Raw genomic sequence first — 14,940 nt, forward strand, 5'->3', positions numbered from 1 at the left:
TGAAGTGTTCCCGCCCCCTGTGTAAGGGGAGGCCCGTGAGCGCGCGTGCCGTGAGTCATCAGTCGAGCTTCGCTTCGGATCTCCTGTCCCTCACCAAGCCGAGGCTGTCCGGCCTGGTGATCGCCACCACCGCGGGCGGCATGTGGTTGGCTCCGGGCGAGCTGACCGTGGCCCGCATCCTGGTGACGTTGCTGGCCACCTCGGCCACGGTGGGCGCCGCCAACGCGCTCAACTGCTACTGGGAGCGCCACAGCGACCGTTTCATGGCGCGCACCCGCAACCGCCCGCTGCCCTCCGGGCGCATGGAGCCGGTGGTGGCGCTCGTCTTCGGGCTGGGCCTGGCCGCCGTGGCGCTGCCGGCGCTCGCCCTGGGCGCCAACCTGCTCACCGCGGGGCTGGGCCTGATGGCGCTGCTCAGCTACGTGCTCGCGTACACCCCGCTCAAGGCCCGTACCTCCACCGCCATGCTGGTGGGTGCGGTGCCCGGCGCGCTGCCCCCGCTCATGGGCTGGACGGCCGTCACCGGGCAGATCGACGCGGGCGGCTACGTCCTCTTCGCCATCCTCTTCCTCTGGCAGATTCCGCACTTCATCGCCATCGCCCTGTTCCGCAAGGACGAGTACGCGGCGGCCGGCCTCAAGTCCGTGCCGCTCGAGCGCGGGGATGACTCCAGCCGGCTCCAGCTCGTCCTGTACCTCGTGGCGCTGGTGCCCATGACGCTGCTGCCCTTCCAGCTGCGCATCGCCGGGGGCTGGTACCTGGCGGTGGCGGTGGTGCTGGGCCTCTCGTTCCTCGGCCTGGGGGCCTTGGGGCTCTTCCGGCAGCTGGGAAGGACCTGGGCGCGGCAGACGTTCCTGTTCAGCCTGCTGTACCTGGCCGGCCTCTTCGCCGCGCTGATGCTCGACAGCGGGGGACACGGTTGATTCGAGGATGCCCACGGCCCTGACGGCCCTCCCCACCGCGGCCCGCCGCTCTCCGGCGCCGCTGCTCCAGCTCGAGGGTCTCACCCGCCGCTTCAAGGAGCGGGTGGCACTCGACGGCCTGAGCCTCGCGGTGGGCAGTGGTGAAATCGTCGGTCTGCTCGGCCCCAACGGGGCGGGCAAGTCCACCACCTTCCAGTTGCTCGCCGGCCTGCTCGCCCCGGACTCCGGGCGCGTCCTCTTCGAGGGCCGGCCCCTGTCGCTCCACGACCCCGCGCTGCGCCGGCGCCTGGGCATCATCTTCCAGCGCAGCAGCCTGGATGACCTGATGAGCGCACGGGAGAACCTGCGGCTCGGGGCCCGGCTGTACGGGCTGACGGGCGCGCGGGCCCACGAGCGCGTGGAGCAGATGCTCCGGCTCATCGGCCTGCACGAGCGCGGTGACGAGCGCGTCTCCACCTGGTCCGGCGGCATGCGCCGTCGGCTGGAGCTGGCGCGCGCCCTGGTGCACCAGCCGCGCATCGTCCTGATGGACGAGCCCACCCAGGGGCTCGACGAGGCCTCCTTCCGCTCCTTCTGGGCGCACCTCAAGGCCCTGCGCGACACCGAGGGCCTCACCGTGCTGCTCACCACCCACCGCGCCGACGAGGCGGAGATGTGCGACCGGCTCGCGGTGTTGGACTCGGGCCGGCTGGTGGCCACCGACACGCCCGCGGCGCTGGCTTCCCGGGTGGGTGGGGACATCCTCACGCTCGAGGCCCGCGAGCCCGAGTCCCTCGTGGCCGAGCTGCGCGCGCGCCTGGGCCTGGAGGCTCGGGTGGTGGAGGGCCGGGTGCAGGTGGAGGTGGAGCAGGGGCACGCGCTGGTGCCCCGGGTGGTGGAGGCCTTCCCGGCCGGCCGCCTCGCCTCGGTGTCCGTGCGCCGTCCCACGCTCGCGGACGTGTTCCTTCAACTCACCGGCCGGGTGCTGGGCGCGGACCAGCCCGCCGCCGACCCCGCCGCCTCCAGGAGTCGCCGTCGATGAATGCCCACGCCACCGCCGTCCCCGAGACCTCCGGCGAGCCCGAGAGCCCCAGCCCCCTGGCTCCGGGGGACGCGCGCGAGGAGGAGCAGATCCCCGGCTCGCTCGCGCTGCAGTGGGCCACCGTGCGCGTGCTGCTCGCGCGCGACGTGGTGCGCTTCTTCCGCCAGCCCAGCCGGATTGTCGGGGCGCTCGCCCAGCCCATCCTCTTCTGGTTCGTCATCGGCGCGGGCTTCTCCGGCTCCTTCCGCGTCGAGGGCGCGCAGGGCATGGACTACCAGCGCTTCTCCTTCCCCGGCGTCGTCACCATGGTGGTGCTCTTCAGCGCCATCTTCGCCACCATCTCCGTCATCGAGGATCGGCGCGAGGGCTTCCTCCAGTCGGTGCTCGCCGGGCCGGGCTCGCGCCTCTCGGTGGTGCTGGGCAAGGCGCTGGGCTCCTCGGCGATTGCCCTGCTGCAGGCCTCGCTCTTCCTGCTCTTCGCCCCGCTCGCCGGCGTGCGGGCCGCCACCCTCGACGTGCCCCTGCTGCTCACCGTCATGGTGCTCTCCGCCCTCGGCCTCACCGGCATGGGGATAGCGCTCGCGTGGTGGGTGCGCTCCACCGCCGGCTACCACGCGGTGATGAGCATCGTCCTGCTGCCCATGTGGGTGCTCTCCGGTGCGATGTTCCCCCTCAAGGGCGCCGGGCCCCTGCTGGCGTGGGTGATGCGCCTCAACCCCATGCGCTTCTCCGTCGAGGGCCTCCGCCGCGCCCTCTATGGCGCCGAGGCCTCGCTCGCCGTGGGCACCACCTCCTCGGCCGCCGGCCTGGAAGTGCCCGTGCTGCTCGCCTTCGCCACCGTCTTCCTGGGGCTCGCCGCCATCAGCGTCAGCCGCCGGGAATAACCCGAAAGACAGTTCTTACATTGACTTCCGGGTCCTCTCCTCTGGTACGAGGGGAGGACCTGTTTCATCCGGCCACCCGCTCCCAGCCTGGTACACGCGGGTGGCACGAGGGAGTGTTCACATGAAGCTGCGTACGCTGAGCGTCGCGGTGCTCGGCACGGTGGGGCTCGCCGCCCTGCCGGCCTGCAAGAAGGACGAGGCACCGGCCCCCGCCGTGTCCCGGTCTCCCGACTACGTCAAGCCCGGGGCCAGGCCCGAGGCGAAGCCCGAAGCCGCCCCGGCGGCGCCCGCCCCCGAGCCCGTCACCGGCGGAGGCACCGTCCGCGGTGTCGTCTCCTTCAAGGGCGTGGCGCCCACCCCGGTCGCCATCGCGCCGAGTGAGGATCCCGCCTGCCAGAGCATGCCCCTCACCGAGCAGTCCATCCGGGTAAAGGACGGCAAGCTGGAGAACGTGCTCGTGCGCGTGCGCGGCCTGGTGCCCCGCTCGCGTCCGGCCCAGCCCGCCGTCATCGACCAGCAGGGGTGCAACTACGTCCCGCGCGTGCAGGGTGTCGCCGCCGGCCAGCCCATCCTCATCAAGAACAGCGACGGCACGCTGCACAACGCGCGCGGGCTCACCGGCACGAAGTCCATCTTCAACGTGGCCCAGCCCCCCAATGCCGTCAAACCCGTGCAGCGCCCCCTGCCCGCAGACGCCGAGGTGGTCCGCCTCAAGTGCGACATCCACCCGTGGATGGCCGCCTGGGTGGTGGTGAATCCCAATCCCTACTTCGCCACCTCCGCCGCGGATGGCTCCTTCTCCATCGAGCACCTGCCCGCCGGCACGTACACGCTCGAGGCCTGGCACGAGACGCTGGGGTCTCGCACCGCCGAGGTGACCGTCAAGGAGGGGGAGACCGCTTCCGCCTCCTTCGAGTTCTCCGCCGCGGGTGCCAAGGGCACCGCCTCGGGTGGCGTGAAGTAGCTCGGCGCGAGCGGGGCTCCGGTGGGAATCCGGGGCCCTGATACCCTCACCCCGCCCACTCCCGGTGGGAGAGGGTGATCGGAACCCGAGTGGAGCTCGTTCCCTCCAGCGATGCGCGGCGCTCTGTTTCCCGGGTGCGTGGGGTGTTTCTGCGCGCCCTCGGGCTCGTGTTCGTCCTCGCCTTCGCCTCGTTGCTGCCCCAGCTCTCCGCGCTGCTCGGGCCCCGGGGGCTGAGTCCCGCCTCCGAGCTGCTCGACTACGGGCGCCAGGTGCTCCCCGGCCCCGAGCGCCTTCTGCGTCTGCCCACGCTCCTGTGGGGGTTCGGGGCGGGGGAGGGGGTCCTGCGGGGGGTTGGGCTCGTGGGGCTCGTGTGTGGCGTGCTGCTCGTCGCGAACGTGGCTCCGCGCCTGGCCCTCGTTGGCGCCTGGGCCTGCTACCTCTCGCTCGTCACCGTGGGCGGTGTCTTCCTCGGCTACCAGTGGGATGTGCTGTTGCTCGAGGCCGCGCTCGTCTCGCTCCCGCTCACCCCGGGGCATCTGCTGCCTTCCGGTGTCTCCTCCGCGCCTCCCCGGGGCGCCATCCTCCTGCCGCGCCTCCTGCTGTTCCGGTTGATGGTCATGTCCGGCGTGGTGAAGCTCGCCAGTGGTGACCCCACGTGGCGCGACTTCACGGCGCTCGAGTACCACTACGGGTCTCAGCCCCTGCCCAACCCCATCTCCTGGTTCGCCCACCTGCTGCCGCCCGTGCTCCAGCACGCCAGCGCCGGGGTGATGCTCGTCATCGAGCTCGCGGTTCCCTTCCTGCTCTTCGGGCCCAGGCGGGGACGGCTCACCGCGGCGGGCCTGCTCGCCCTGTTGCAGCTCGGCATCCTCGCCACCGGCAACTACGGTTTCTTCAATTTCCTCACGCTCGCGCTCTGCCTCTCCGCGCTCGATGACGGAGTGCTCGCGCGTTGGCGCTCCGGGGGTTCGCCGCCCGCTGCCCCGGCGCTGGCGTCCCCGCGTCTTCGGTGGGGGACGGTGGCCCTCGTGCTCTTCACCGGGGCCTATGCCGTCCTCGGGCTCTCGTTGGATGTCCAGCGCCTCACCGCACGCCCGCTGCCCGGGGGGCTCGAGCGCATGGAGGACGCCCTCGCCGGCTTCCGGAGCCTCAACACGTACGGCCTGTTCGCGGTGATGACCACCGAGCGCCAGGAGATCGTCCTCGAGGGCAGCGCCGACGGCCAGACGTGGAAGGAGTACCTCCTGCGCTACCGCCCGGGCCGCGTGGACGAGGCCCCTCGCTTCGTGGCCCCGCATCAGCCCCGGCTGGACTGGCAGATGTGGTTCGCCTCGCTCTCCACCTGCCGGGACAACCCGTGGCTGCTCCGCCTCCAGGAGGCGCTGTTGCAGGGGGACGCCACCGTGCTCGGGCTCTTGAGGGAGAACCCCTTCCCGGACGCGCCGCCGCGCTTCGTGCGCACGCGCCTCTTCGACTACCGCTTCACGGACTGGGACACGCGGCGCGCTACCGGCGACTGGTGGACGCGCAAGGAGGTGGGGCCGTACTGCCCGCCCCTCACGCTGGAGAACGGGCAGCTGCGGGCGGTGCCGTGACCGAGGCGGGGCCCTCGCGCCGCAGGGTGAAGCCCACCCGGGCGCCTCCTCCCGCGCGGTTCTCCGCGAACGTCTCTCCGCCGTGGGCCCTCGCAATCCGCTGCACCAGCGCGAGCCCCAGCCCCAACGAGCCCGCCTCGCGCGCCTCGCCGCCCCGGTCCTTGCGGTAGAAGGGCTCGAAGATGCGCGTCTCCTCGCCCGGCAGCAGCCCCGGGCCCCGGTCGTCCACGCAGAAGGCCAGCTGCCCCTCGCGCTCGAGGAGCCGCAGCGCCTCCACTCCCTGGCCGTGCTTGCGCGCGTTGTCCAGCAGGTTGGCCAGCGCCCGTCCCAGCAGCGTGGCGTCTCCCGTCAGCTTCGCGTCGGGCACCTCCACCGAGAGCGCCTCCGCCGGCAGCCCCGTACGCTCCAGCGCCCGCGCCCCGAGGTCCTTCCCGTCCAGCTCCCGCGGCGTCATCTGCCCGAAGTCCAGCCGCGAGCTCGCCAGCAGCTCGCCCACCAGCGCGTCCAGCTCCACCACCTCGCGCTCCATCTGGTCCGCGGTGCGCTCCGGGCCTCCGGCGTCGCGCATCAGCTCCACGAGGACGCGCAGGCGCGCCAGCGGCGTGCGCAGCTCGTGCGACACCGCGGCCAGCAGCTCGCGCTGATCCGCCATCTGCCGCTCGATGCGCGCGGCCATTTCATTGAAGGACCCGGCCAGCAGGGTCATCTCCCCGGTGGCGTGGCGGCCCAGCTGCACGCGCGTGTCCAGCCGGCCCTCGCCGAGCTCCTGCGCGGCCCTCGCCAGCGTGTCCATGGGGCGCGACAGCCGCCGGGAGATCCACCCCGACGCCATCCACAGCGTGGCCACGGACAGCAGCAGCACCAGGGGTCCGTGCCAGGGCTGCCGCCGGGTCCGGGTTTGCCCATAGCAGGCCCGCGCCGTGCCGAGCCTCACGCCCTCGCGCTCCACCGGCACGGACAGCTCCGCGTACGGAGGGCAGGGCCCGCCCGTGCGCACCAGCGGCGTCCCCTGGGCGTCCAGCAGCTCCACCTCGACGTCCAGGTCCTTCGCCACCGAGCGCACGAGCGCATCGCGGTGCACCGGGTCGTCCCACACCTCGGCGAGCCGGTTGCTCACGAAGGTGCGAGCGCGATCCGCCTCCTGGCGCCAGGCCGGGCCTCCCAGCAGGTTCATCACCAGGCCCACCACCAGGCCCGTGGTGAGGATGGACACGCCGAACCAGGCGAAGAGCCGCCGGCGCAGGCGGGCCCGGACGTAGCACCCCAGCCGGCCCATGGGCCCTCGCGGGAGGGGGCCGAAGTGCCTGTCCCCGAAGTGCCGTCCTCCGGGGCCGGGGTGGCCGGGATGCGGAGGGGGTCCCCAGCGGCGGCGTCTCATGGGCCCTCTTTGGAGAAGAGGTAGCCCACCCCGCGCACCGTCCTGATGAGGCGCGAGCCCTCGTCGCCCAGCTTCTGGCGCAGGTGGGAGATGTGCACGTCGACGGTGCGCTCGCCCACCACGGTGTCGCTCCGGCCGGCCTCGCCGAGCAGCGCATCCCGGGGAATGACGCGTCCGGCGCGCCGCACCAGCGCCACCAGGAGATCGAACTCGAGCCCGGTGAGCTCCACCAGCTTGCCGCCCGAGCGCACCTCGCGGGCGGACACGTCGATGGAGACGCCGCTGGCCTCGAGCTTCTCGGCCACGGAGGCGGGCTGGGCGCGGCGCAGCACGGCCCTCAGGCGCGCGAGCAGCTCGCGAGGGCTGAAGGGCTTGGCCAGGTAGTCATCCGCGCCGAGCTCCAGGCCCACCACGCGGTCCGTCTCATCGCCGCGCGCGGTGAGCATGAGGACGGGGAGGGTGCTCTTGGCGCGGATGCGCCGGCACACCTCCAGGCCGTCCATGCCCGGCATCATCACGTCCAGCAGCACGGCGTCGTAGGCGCCGGCCTCCAGCGCGGCCAGGCCGCGTCCTCCATCGGGGGCGTGGGTGACGTTGATGCCGTTCTGCCCGAGGTACTGCGCGAGCAGCTCGTACATCCGGGTGTCATCGTCGATGAGGAGGACGCGGGTGGCCATGGGAGGGCGTCGACTCTAACGCGGCTCGGGGGTGGGCGCCTGGGCCGGAGCCTGCGGGGCCTGGGGCATGGCGGGAGCCTCGGCGGGGCGAGGCGCCTGCGGAGCCGGGGGCGGGGCCCAGGCGGGAGCGGGAGGGCCGGGGTTGTAGCCGTACCCGTACCCGTAGGCATGCCCGGGGTGGCAGGACCCGCCGGGGCCGGAGTGGTGCCAGCGGGAGAGGCTCGCGAAGCCAGAGGCGTAACCGGTGACGGTGCCCAGGGCCAACAGGAAGATGAGAGCGCGGCGGCGAATCATGGTCGTGTCCTTTTCTCGTCCGAAGGGGAGGGCTGCTCAGCAGGACCGGGCGCCGCGCCAACCGCCGCAGCCGCCCCCGTAGCCGCCGCGGTAGCCATGGCCCCAGCCGTGCTCGAGCATGTCCGCCAGCTCGCGCCGCTGCTTGGCATCCAGCGCCTCGTGAATCTTGGACAGCGAGGTGCGCAGCGTGCGGCGCAGGTTGGCGAGGAGCTCGTCGTGCTTCACCTCCAGCTCGCTCAGGGAGGCCGAGTCGAACGTCTCGCCGCGCAGCGAGCGGGCGATCGCCGCGCGGGTGGCGCTCAGCTCGTCGCGCATCTTCTCGAAGGCCTCGGTGAGGTCATCGGCGGCCTGGACCATGACCTTCTCCTGGCCGGGCGAGGTGTCCAGGCGCTCGAAGAGCCAGCGCATCCGGCCGCGCCAGCTCCAGCGGCCGCCGCCGTGGCGGCCGCCGTGGCGGTGGTGCCAGCGGGCGCGGCGCAGGTTGAAGATGAGACCAGCCAGGCAGGCGGTACCAAACAGGAATCCAAACATTGTTCTGCTCCTTCCGTGAGCGGCCGGGCAATCGTCATCCCGGCATCCATCGGTTGGTTCAGAAGGTACGGGGGGGGTGTGAAGCGCGCGCCCAGTACTTATGAAGAAGTGTGAAGCACCCAGAGGAATCGAGGAATGGGGGGGAGGCGAGGTCCGTTTTCTCCCCATGGCGCCCTGGAGGTCAGGGTGTCTGTTGATCAGTCCGTAGACGCAGAACGCAGAAAGCAGGGAAGTGCATGGCTACTGGTACCGTGAAGTGGTTCAACGACGCGAAGGGCTTCGGTTTCATCGCGCCGGACGACGGTGGTGAAGATGTCTTCTGCCACCACACCGCCATCAACATGGATGGCTTCCGCTCTCTGGCCGAAGGCCAGAAGGTGCAATACGAGGTGACGCGCGGCCCGAAGGGGTTGCAGGCCCAGAACGTGCGAGCCGCCTGAGCCACGGCCCTCGGGCCGTGTCTCTCACGCCCGCTCTTCCCTTCGAGGGGGGAGCGGGCGTTTCCATTGCGGGGTCCGTCCCGGCCATCGCTCCTTACCTTGTCCGGCAAAGGACAGCGCGGCACCCGTGGCCGCGGAGGAGACGAGATGGGCGACACGAGCGTGAAGAAGGTCGACTCCCAGTTCTCCCCCAAGGGGGAGATGGGCCAGAAGTACCTGGCCGGAGGCATCCGGGTCTCCATGCGCATGTGGGAGAACGAGCAGCCCGCCGAGCCGTTGCCTCCCGCCACGCGCGACTACGAGACGGTGGGCTATGTGATCAAAGGCCGCGCCGAGCTGCACCTCGAGGGACAGGTGCTGCTGCTCAACCCCGGGGACTCGTGGCTCGTGCCGAGGGGCGCCAGCCACACGTACAAGATTCTCGAGGCCTTCACCGCGGTGGAGGCCACCAGCCCGCCAGCGTCCGTGCACGGCCGCGATGAGAAGAGCCGCGACACGCAGGCCAAGGCCTGAAGCGCGAGGGGGAAGGGGAGTGGGCTTGCAGCGCGGGAGATCCACGAAATAGGGCAGGTTCAAGTCCGGTCAGAAGGAGTACGGAGCCTCCGCGAGCGAGCAGCTTCTGGCGGCTCCTCTCCTGCTGTGGCATGGAACCGCGCGATGCCCGGCACCGGTGCCCCCCCCATCTCCGAACGCACTGCGCCAGCGGACGCGCTCCGGCGCGTCGCAGCGTGGTACTTCGCCAACGTGTATGGCAAGACCGAAGGTCCGGGCACACTGCCATTCTACTGCGACCCCTTACGAGTCGGCGCCTTCGCCGTCGAGCCGGGCGCGCTGGCGCGAGGTGAGCCCCCTGCTCTCTTCCGTCTCTTCGTGGCGCTCTCAATGTTCCAGGCGCTGCGGGATGTGGTCATCATGCGCCAGCAGCGCGCGATGACCGTCGAAGCGGCCGAGTCGCTCGTGTCCGCGACCATTCTCGAGTTGCGCCTGGAGCGTCACGAGTGCGAGCACCTCGCATCGGCTGAGATGTTCGAGAGCCGGTGCGATGTTCATAAGGGCAGGACGGGTGTGGACTGCCGAAGCCGCCCGGGCGCTGGGTGCCACGTAAAGGCGGCCACCGGCCTATTCCGACGCATGGGGGACATGGGGAAGCTGCCAACGTCGGCCTGGCTTCGCGCGTGGAAGGGCGGGGCGCTCACGAGGGTGCTCGCTGTCGTTCAGCAAGGTGAGCCAGACCCGCGGCTCCGCGCTGAGCACCTCGTCGAGCACTTCGCCCAGGTGCACCGTGTGGGAAGGAAGCTTGCGACGATGTTCGTGAGCGCGCTCTCGACACCCGCCCTAGCCCCTGGGCTGACCCCGTGGGCGCCTGACGTGGATGGAAACGGACTGCTCGTGGTGGACACGAACGTCGCACGGGCCGTGGATGTGCTGCGCCCTTCAGGCGCTGTACGGTCCTATGAGGCCCGGACAGCATGGCTCAGAGAGCAGGCAGCGCAGGTTGACCTCCGCGAGTTCCGCGGCGACGTTCCCACGTGCTCGCCACGGCTCGTGCAGCAGGCCCTCTATCACTTTTGCTCGAAGAGCAACCGTGAGGCGCATGGGCTCGACTGCCGGGGTGCCTCGGTCCCCTGCGAGGTGTGTGCGCCGAGTCTCTGTCCCTTGCTCCGAGCAGCGTAGAGCCCCCAGCGTAGGCGGCACTCGACGAGGCTCTGTCGAAGGCGGTGCGACGCGTGGCTATATCGGCTCACACCATCGCACCGGGACTAAGTGGGCAGGCCCTACAACGTTGCCGACGGACTCCTCTGGGCCCCTACAACCGGTGCCCGGGGAAGGTTGCTCGCTTGCCGCTTCGCCTCTCAGAAGGGCACAAGGCCCGGAAATGTGCGCGACAGCCGGAACCCCGCGGATCAGCGTGCTGTGGTAGACCCCGGCGGTCCCTGGTGGGTCCATTCCACGGGCATCCACTTGTCCAGGTAACCGATGCAGAACCCTACGACCCGCTGCTTCGACATCTTCCTTGCCTGCAATGCTGCCATCCAGAACGGCGACCTCATCAAGAAGGTCAGCGACAAGGACAAGGAGTTCCACTTCCAGAACTGGTTCGAGCAGCGCCTCGCCGCGATCAGCATCGAGTTTGACGACGCGGGTCGCAACAGCTACCCGGATTACACCCTCGTGACCCACCCCGAGGGTTACGAACTCAAGGCGCTCGCCTACCCTGGGCGCGAGGCGGACTTTGATTCAAACAGCCAGGTCCCCACCGGCAAGCACAAGGGCCGAACCATCTTCTACGTGTTTGGCCGCTACCCAACCGATGTCGCGAAGGCGGAACTCGAATATCCGCTCATTGACTTGGTGCTGTGTCACGGTGACTTCTTGAACGCCAACCATACGTATGTCCACAAGAACCGGAACTTTCGGGGCTTTGGCAGCTACGGGGACCTCAAGGTGCGTGACAGGAAGATGTACATAGCACCCACGCCGTTTGCCCTGCTGGAGGGCGTTACGTCTCTGCCGACGCTCATCGTTCCTGCGGACTATGACGCTGACCGTCGGTTCCAGCAGGTAGGCCAGTTCACGCGAGTTGAGGTGGACCAACTGGTGGTCGGCTACGAATTCGACCTTGAGACGAATCAAATTCAAGCGAAGTACGCGCCGAACCCGTCTGCCGGAAAGGCCCATGAGTTCATTGCGTATCGGCCGACCGGCGACAGTCGCAAGCGGGTCAAACTCGTGTCCCCAGTTCTACCCGCAGAGGATGGCAGCGACGATGAGTAGGCAGGCGACGAGCAGCGCACGTACGACGACAGAGGCCCGCCTGCGGCGCGCCATCGAGCGCGAAGACTTCCCCTTCGAGCAACTCAGCGAGGTTGCGGAGGTCGAGAGTTGGCGGAAAGAGGTCTTCCGCCCCATTTACCATGTGCACAAGTGGTGGGCGCAGCGTCTCGGGTCAGTGTTCCGAGCCATCGTGCTCGGCGCTGCTCCAGGCCAGCGCGGCCCGCTTATGCGGGAGTTTTACCAGCGCGTGGACCTGGACGGGCTCGTGGTCTTCGACCCGTTCATGGGCAGTGGCACTACCGTGGGGGAGGCTGCGAAGCTCGGGTGCGCGGCAGTTGGGCGTGACATCAACCCCGTCGCCTTCACTGGAGTCCGCGTAAGCCTCGGCGCCATTGACCAGGCAGGGGTCGAGCGTGCCTTCGAGCAGGTTGAGCGCACGGTGGGGGCCGAAATTCGCGCGATGTACCGCGCGAAGGACAACACGGGCCGCGAGTGTGACGTGCTCTACTTTTTCTGGGTGAAAATCGCGGACTGCCCAGAGTGCAAGGAGGAGGTGGACCTCTTCTCCTCCTATGTGTTCGCGAAGCACGCCTACGTGAAGAAGTATCCGGCCGTTCACATCGTGTGCCCCGAGTGCGGTGAGATCTTCCGTGGGTTGCACCATGAGAAGCAAGCGCGGTGCACGGCGTGCAAGCACGCCTTTGATCCGCATTCCGGGCCAGCGAAGGGGATGAGTGCCGAGTGCACCCACTGCAACCACGAGTTCCGCATTGGGCGGACCCTGCGGGCCGCTGGCGCGCCACCGCAGCACAAGCTCTACGCGAAACTCGTTCTGAACGCGGATGGCAAGAAGGAATACCTGCGCGCTACAGAGGCGGACGTTGCTGCGTTCCGAGAGGCTGAGCAGCGACTCGCGACGGCGGAGGTAGTGCGGCCCGTCGGGCAGCTTGAACCGGGCCGGAACACCGACCAAGCCATCAACTACGGCTACCGGTCCTGGGGCGACTTCTTCAACGCGCGCCAACTTCTTGCCCTCGGAAGGCTTGGCCACGCGATTCGAGAGCTGCCCGAAGGGCCTGAGCGCGATGCGCTCGCGCTCGTGTTCTCCGGCACGTTGGAGTTCAACAACATGTTTGCCTCGTACAAAGGCGAGGGGACCGGCGCGGTTCGGCACATGTTCTCGCATCATGTGCTCAAGCCGGAGCGGATGCCCATCGAAGCGAACCCGTGGGGAACTCCGCAAAGCTCTGGCTCCTTCTCGACGCTCTTCCGCCTTCGACTCCTGCGTGCGTTGGAGTACCGGGAGAATCCGTTCGAGGTCGCTGTTGACCGCGCGGGCGGCAAGCCGAAGGGCGAGAAGGTGTTCGGCACTTCTGTGCCGCTTACCCAGGTCCAGGTGCATGGCTGGACCAAGCAGCCCCGGTCTCCGGGGGTGTACCTCTCATGCGGCAACTCCGCCGCAACCGGCCTTGCCGATGAGTCGGTTGACCTCGTGGTGACCGACCCGCCCTTCTTCGACAACGTCTACTACTCTGAGCTGGCCGACTTCTTCTTCGCCTGGCAGCGCGAGTTGCTGCCCTCCGGCTTGGAATTGGAGACGACTCGCCAGCGCGGTGAGGTCCAAGACGAGGACGCGGGAGCCTTCGCGTCTAAGCTGTCGAGCGTGTTCGCCGAGTGCCGCCGGGTACTGGTGAAGGACGGCCTGCTCGTTTTCAGCTACCACCACTCGCGCGATGACGGCTGGGTCGCGGTGGCGCAGGCCATTGCGGATGCCGGCTTCTCGCTGGTCCAGGCACATCCGGTGAAGGCGGAGATGTCGGTCGCGGCGCCCAAGACTCAAGCGGCGGAGCCCATCGACATCGACATCATCATGGTGTGTCGGAAGGCGGAGGCAGACCAGCGGCCGATGCGTCGCAGTGCGGCCGCCATTGGAGCGGCGCTTGTCACCGCGGAGAAGCAGGTCGGGCGCTTTCTTGAGCACGGGCGCCGACTCTCACGCGGTGACGCCAAGGTCCTTCTGCTCAGCCGGGTCCTCGTCGAACTGTTCGCAGGCCGCGCTCCCGAAAGTGTGCCGCGCGAGTTCGAGGCCGTGATGCCTCTTCTCAAGCCGACCGTGGATGCTCTGCATCGCGACCAAGCGATGCTGGAGCAGAAGAGCGCAGCGGCCACGAAGCCGAGGCGCACCAAGCGAGCCACGCCTAAGGAGTAGCAGCTCAGCTTCCAGCCAGCCGAGGAGCCGGTGCCGAGGTGCTCCTGCTGGCCGTGGGCGGCCCGTATGGTGCGCCGGTGGTGCGGAGTTCGGAGAAGGAGGCTTCCCGCCCCCGCTCCTCGGCGGAGATTGCCGAGGTGCGGGACAGCGGAAGGGGAGTGGGCCCTCCTGGATTCGAACCAGGGACCAATCGGTTATGAGCCGACAGCTCTAACCGCTGAGCTAAGGGCCCCCAAGGGACAGCCGGGCGGTGCCGAGACACCGTCCGAAGGGTGAACTATCGCGCACCCCGCGCGGGCGCAAGAGGGCGCTCTGTCGGGGTGCTCAGCGCTTCACGCGCCAGTGCGTGCCCTCGCCGTCCAGCCGTACCCCCTCGGCCTTCAGCCGCCGGGCCTGCTCCACCGCCACCGAGGGCGCGAGCAGTCCGTCCGCGCGGATGACGCGCCACCAGGGCACGTTCTCCAACGTCTTCAGCTCCCGCCCCACGCCCCGCGCCGCCCCCGGCCTCCCCGCGTAGAGGGCCACCTGCGCGTACGAGCGCACCTCGCCCCGGGGAATGGCCCGTACCGCCCGGCGCACGGCCTCGGGGAAGGGCAGGGGCTCGCCGGGCTTTGGCGCGGGCTTCGTCGCCGCCTTCCGCGCTGTCTTCCTCTTCACCGCCATGAGCGCACCCCTCGAACGGAAAAAGCCCCCGGTCCACTGTGGGAACGGGGGCTTCTTCTTACGTCAGGCTGGGCTCAGCTCTCCACGAAGGAGCGCAGACGCTTGGAGCGGCTCGGGTGGCGCAGCTTGCGCAGCGCCTTGGCCTCGATCTGACGGATGCGCTCGCGCGTCACCTCGAAGTCCTGGCCCACCTCTTCCAGCGTGTGGTCGCTCTTCTCGCCGATGCCGAAGCGCATGCGCAGCACCTTCTCCTCGCGCGGCGTGAGCGTGGCCAGCACCTTGCGCGTCTGCTCGGCCAGGTTCATGTTGATGACCGCGTCCGAGGGCGACACCAAGCTCTTGTCCTCGATGAAGTCGCCCAGGTGGCTGTCCTCTTCCTCGCCGATCGGCGTCTCCAGGGAGATGGGCTCCTTGGCGATCTTCAGCACCTTGCGCACCTTGTCGAGCGGCAGCTCCATCTTCTCCGCGATCTCCTCGGGGGTCGGCTCGCGGCCGATCTCCTGCACGAGGTAGCGGCTGGTGCGGATGATCTTTAAGATCGTCTCGATCATGTGCACCGGGATGCGGATGGTGCGGGCCTGGTCCG

General features: G+C 69.4%; 16 protein-coding genes and 1 tRNA gene. 10 read left to right on the forward strand and 7 right to left on the reverse strand.

From position 1 onward, the window contains the following. Window positions 1-35: 35 nt before the first annotated feature. The 5 genes from cyoE (at window position 36) to ACJ8AN_RS18370 (ending at window position 5,387) form a co-directional block, all read left to right on the forward strand. Window positions 36-923, forward strand: a complete 888-nt coding sequence (cyoE, locus tag ACJ8AN_RS18350; protein WP_407756673.1) for a heme o synthase — start codon at window positions 36-38, stop codon at window positions 921-923. A gap of 7 nt (window positions 924-930) precedes the next feature. Further along, on the forward strand, window positions 931-1,944 hold the full coding sequence (locus tag ACJ8AN_RS18355; RefSeq protein WP_407756674.1) for an ABC transporter ATP-binding protein: 1,014 nt from the start codon (window positions 931-933) through the stop codon (window positions 1,942-1,944). Next, on the forward strand, window positions 1,941-2,828 hold the full coding sequence (locus tag ACJ8AN_RS18360) for an ABC transporter permease (RefSeq protein WP_407756675.1): 888 nt from the start codon (window positions 1,941-1,943) through the stop codon (window positions 2,826-2,828). Before ACJ8AN_RS18355 ends, ACJ8AN_RS18360 begins: the two co-directional genes overlap by 4 nt. 121 nt (window positions 2,829-2,949) lie before the next feature. Further along, entirely contained in the window at window positions 2,950-3,792 is an 843-nt protein-coding gene (locus ACJ8AN_RS18365; RefSeq protein ID WP_407756676.1) for a carboxypeptidase regulatory-like domain-containing protein, read from the forward strand. 74 nt (window positions 3,793-3,866) lie between these two features. After that, window positions 3,867-5,387: a lipase maturation factor family protein gene (locus ACJ8AN_RS18370; protein WP_407756677.1), complete on the forward strand. Its 1,521-nt coding sequence runs from the start codon at window positions 3,867-3,869 to the stop codon at window positions 5,385-5,387. On the opposite strand, the gene ACJ8AN_RS18375 is transcribed toward ACJ8AN_RS18370, so the two are convergent. The 4 genes from ACJ8AN_RS18375 to ACJ8AN_RS18390 all read right to left on the reverse strand — a co-directional run bounded on the left by ACJ8AN_RS18375 (window position 5,350) and on the right by ACJ8AN_RS18390 (window position 8,267). Continuing rightward, window positions 5,350-6,663 (reverse strand): ATP-binding protein, encoded by a 1,314-nt coding sequence (locus ACJ8AN_RS18375; protein WP_407756678.1) that lies wholly within the window; start codon window positions 6,661-6,663, stop codon window positions 5,350-5,352. The two genes, ACJ8AN_RS18370 and ACJ8AN_RS18375, sit on opposite strands and share 38 nt — an antisense overlap. Before the next feature lie 98 nt (window positions 6,664-6,761). Then, entirely contained in the window at window positions 6,762-7,442 is a 681-nt protein-coding gene (locus ACJ8AN_RS18380) for a response regulator transcription factor (protein ID WP_407756679.1), read from the reverse strand. A 15-nt stretch (window positions 7,443-7,457) separates the two neighbouring features. Then, window positions 7,458-7,736, reverse strand: a complete 279-nt coding sequence (locus ACJ8AN_RS18385) for a hypothetical protein (protein WP_407756680.1) — start codon at window positions 7,734-7,736, stop codon at window positions 7,458-7,460. 36 nt (window positions 7,737-7,772) lie between these two features. Next, window positions 7,773-8,267 carry a periplasmic heavy metal sensor gene (locus ACJ8AN_RS18390; protein WP_407756681.1) on the reverse strand — a complete coding sequence of 165 codons (495 nt, stop codon included), beginning with the start codon at window positions 8,265-8,267 and terminating at the stop codon, window positions 7,773-7,775. A 236-nt stretch (window positions 8,268-8,503) separates the two neighbouring features. Here ACJ8AN_RS18390 and ACJ8AN_RS18395 point away from each other — a divergent pair, with 236 nt between their 5' ends. The 5 genes from ACJ8AN_RS18395 (at window position 8,504) to ACJ8AN_RS18415 (ending at window position 13,691) form a co-directional block, all read left to right on the forward strand. Further along, window positions 8,504-8,707, forward strand: coding sequence for a cold-shock protein (locus ACJ8AN_RS18395; protein ID WP_407756682.1), 204 nt, complete (start codon window positions 8,504-8,506; stop codon window positions 8,705-8,707). 147 nt (window positions 8,708-8,854) lie between these two features. Further along, window positions 8,855-9,220 (forward strand): cupin domain-containing protein, encoded by a 366-nt coding sequence (locus ACJ8AN_RS18400; protein ID WP_407756683.1) that lies wholly within the window; start codon window positions 8,855-8,857, stop codon window positions 9,218-9,220. Window positions 9,221-9,364: 144 nt separating this feature from the next. Next, a complete protein-coding gene (locus ACJ8AN_RS18405) occupies window positions 9,365-10,381 on the forward strand; it encodes a hypothetical protein (RefSeq protein ID WP_407756684.1) in 1,017 nt (338 codons plus the stop codon). Window positions 10,382-10,684: 303 nt separating this feature from the next. Then, window positions 10,685-11,482 carry a hypothetical protein gene (locus ACJ8AN_RS18410; protein WP_407756685.1) on the forward strand — a complete coding sequence of 266 codons (798 nt, stop codon included), beginning with the start codon at window positions 10,685-10,687 and terminating at the stop codon, window positions 11,480-11,482. After that, the gene (locus ACJ8AN_RS18415) at window positions 11,475-13,691 is read left to right on the forward strand and encodes an SAM-dependent methyltransferase (protein ID WP_407756686.1); all 2,217 of its coding nucleotides are present in this window, start codon (window positions 11,475-11,477) and stop codon (window positions 13,689-13,691) included. Before ACJ8AN_RS18410 ends, ACJ8AN_RS18415 begins: the two co-directional genes overlap by 8 nt. A 159-nt stretch (window positions 13,692-13,850) precedes the next feature. Here ACJ8AN_RS18415 and ACJ8AN_RS18420 read toward each other — a convergent pair. The 3 genes from ACJ8AN_RS18420 to ACJ8AN_RS18430 form a co-directional block, all read right to left on the reverse strand. Beyond that, window positions 13,851-13,923: transfer RNA gene (locus ACJ8AN_RS18420), tRNA-Ile, on the reverse strand. 92 nt (window positions 13,924-14,015) lie between these two features. Then, the gene (locus ACJ8AN_RS18425) at window positions 14,016-14,354 is read right to left on the reverse strand and encodes an MGMT family protein (protein ID WP_407756687.1); all 339 of its coding nucleotides are present in this window, start codon (window positions 14,352-14,354) and stop codon (window positions 14,016-14,018) included. Between the two features lie 74 nt (window positions 14,355-14,428). Then, on the reverse strand, window positions 14,429-14,940 hold a 512-nt coding region (locus ACJ8AN_RS18430; protein ID WP_407756688.1), incomplete at its 5' end, for a sigma-70 family RNA polymerase sigma factor.

It is taken from the genome of Archangium sp. (assembly GCF_045802675.1).
GTDB lineage: Bacteria > Myxococcota > Myxococcia > Myxococcales > Myxococcaceae > Archangium.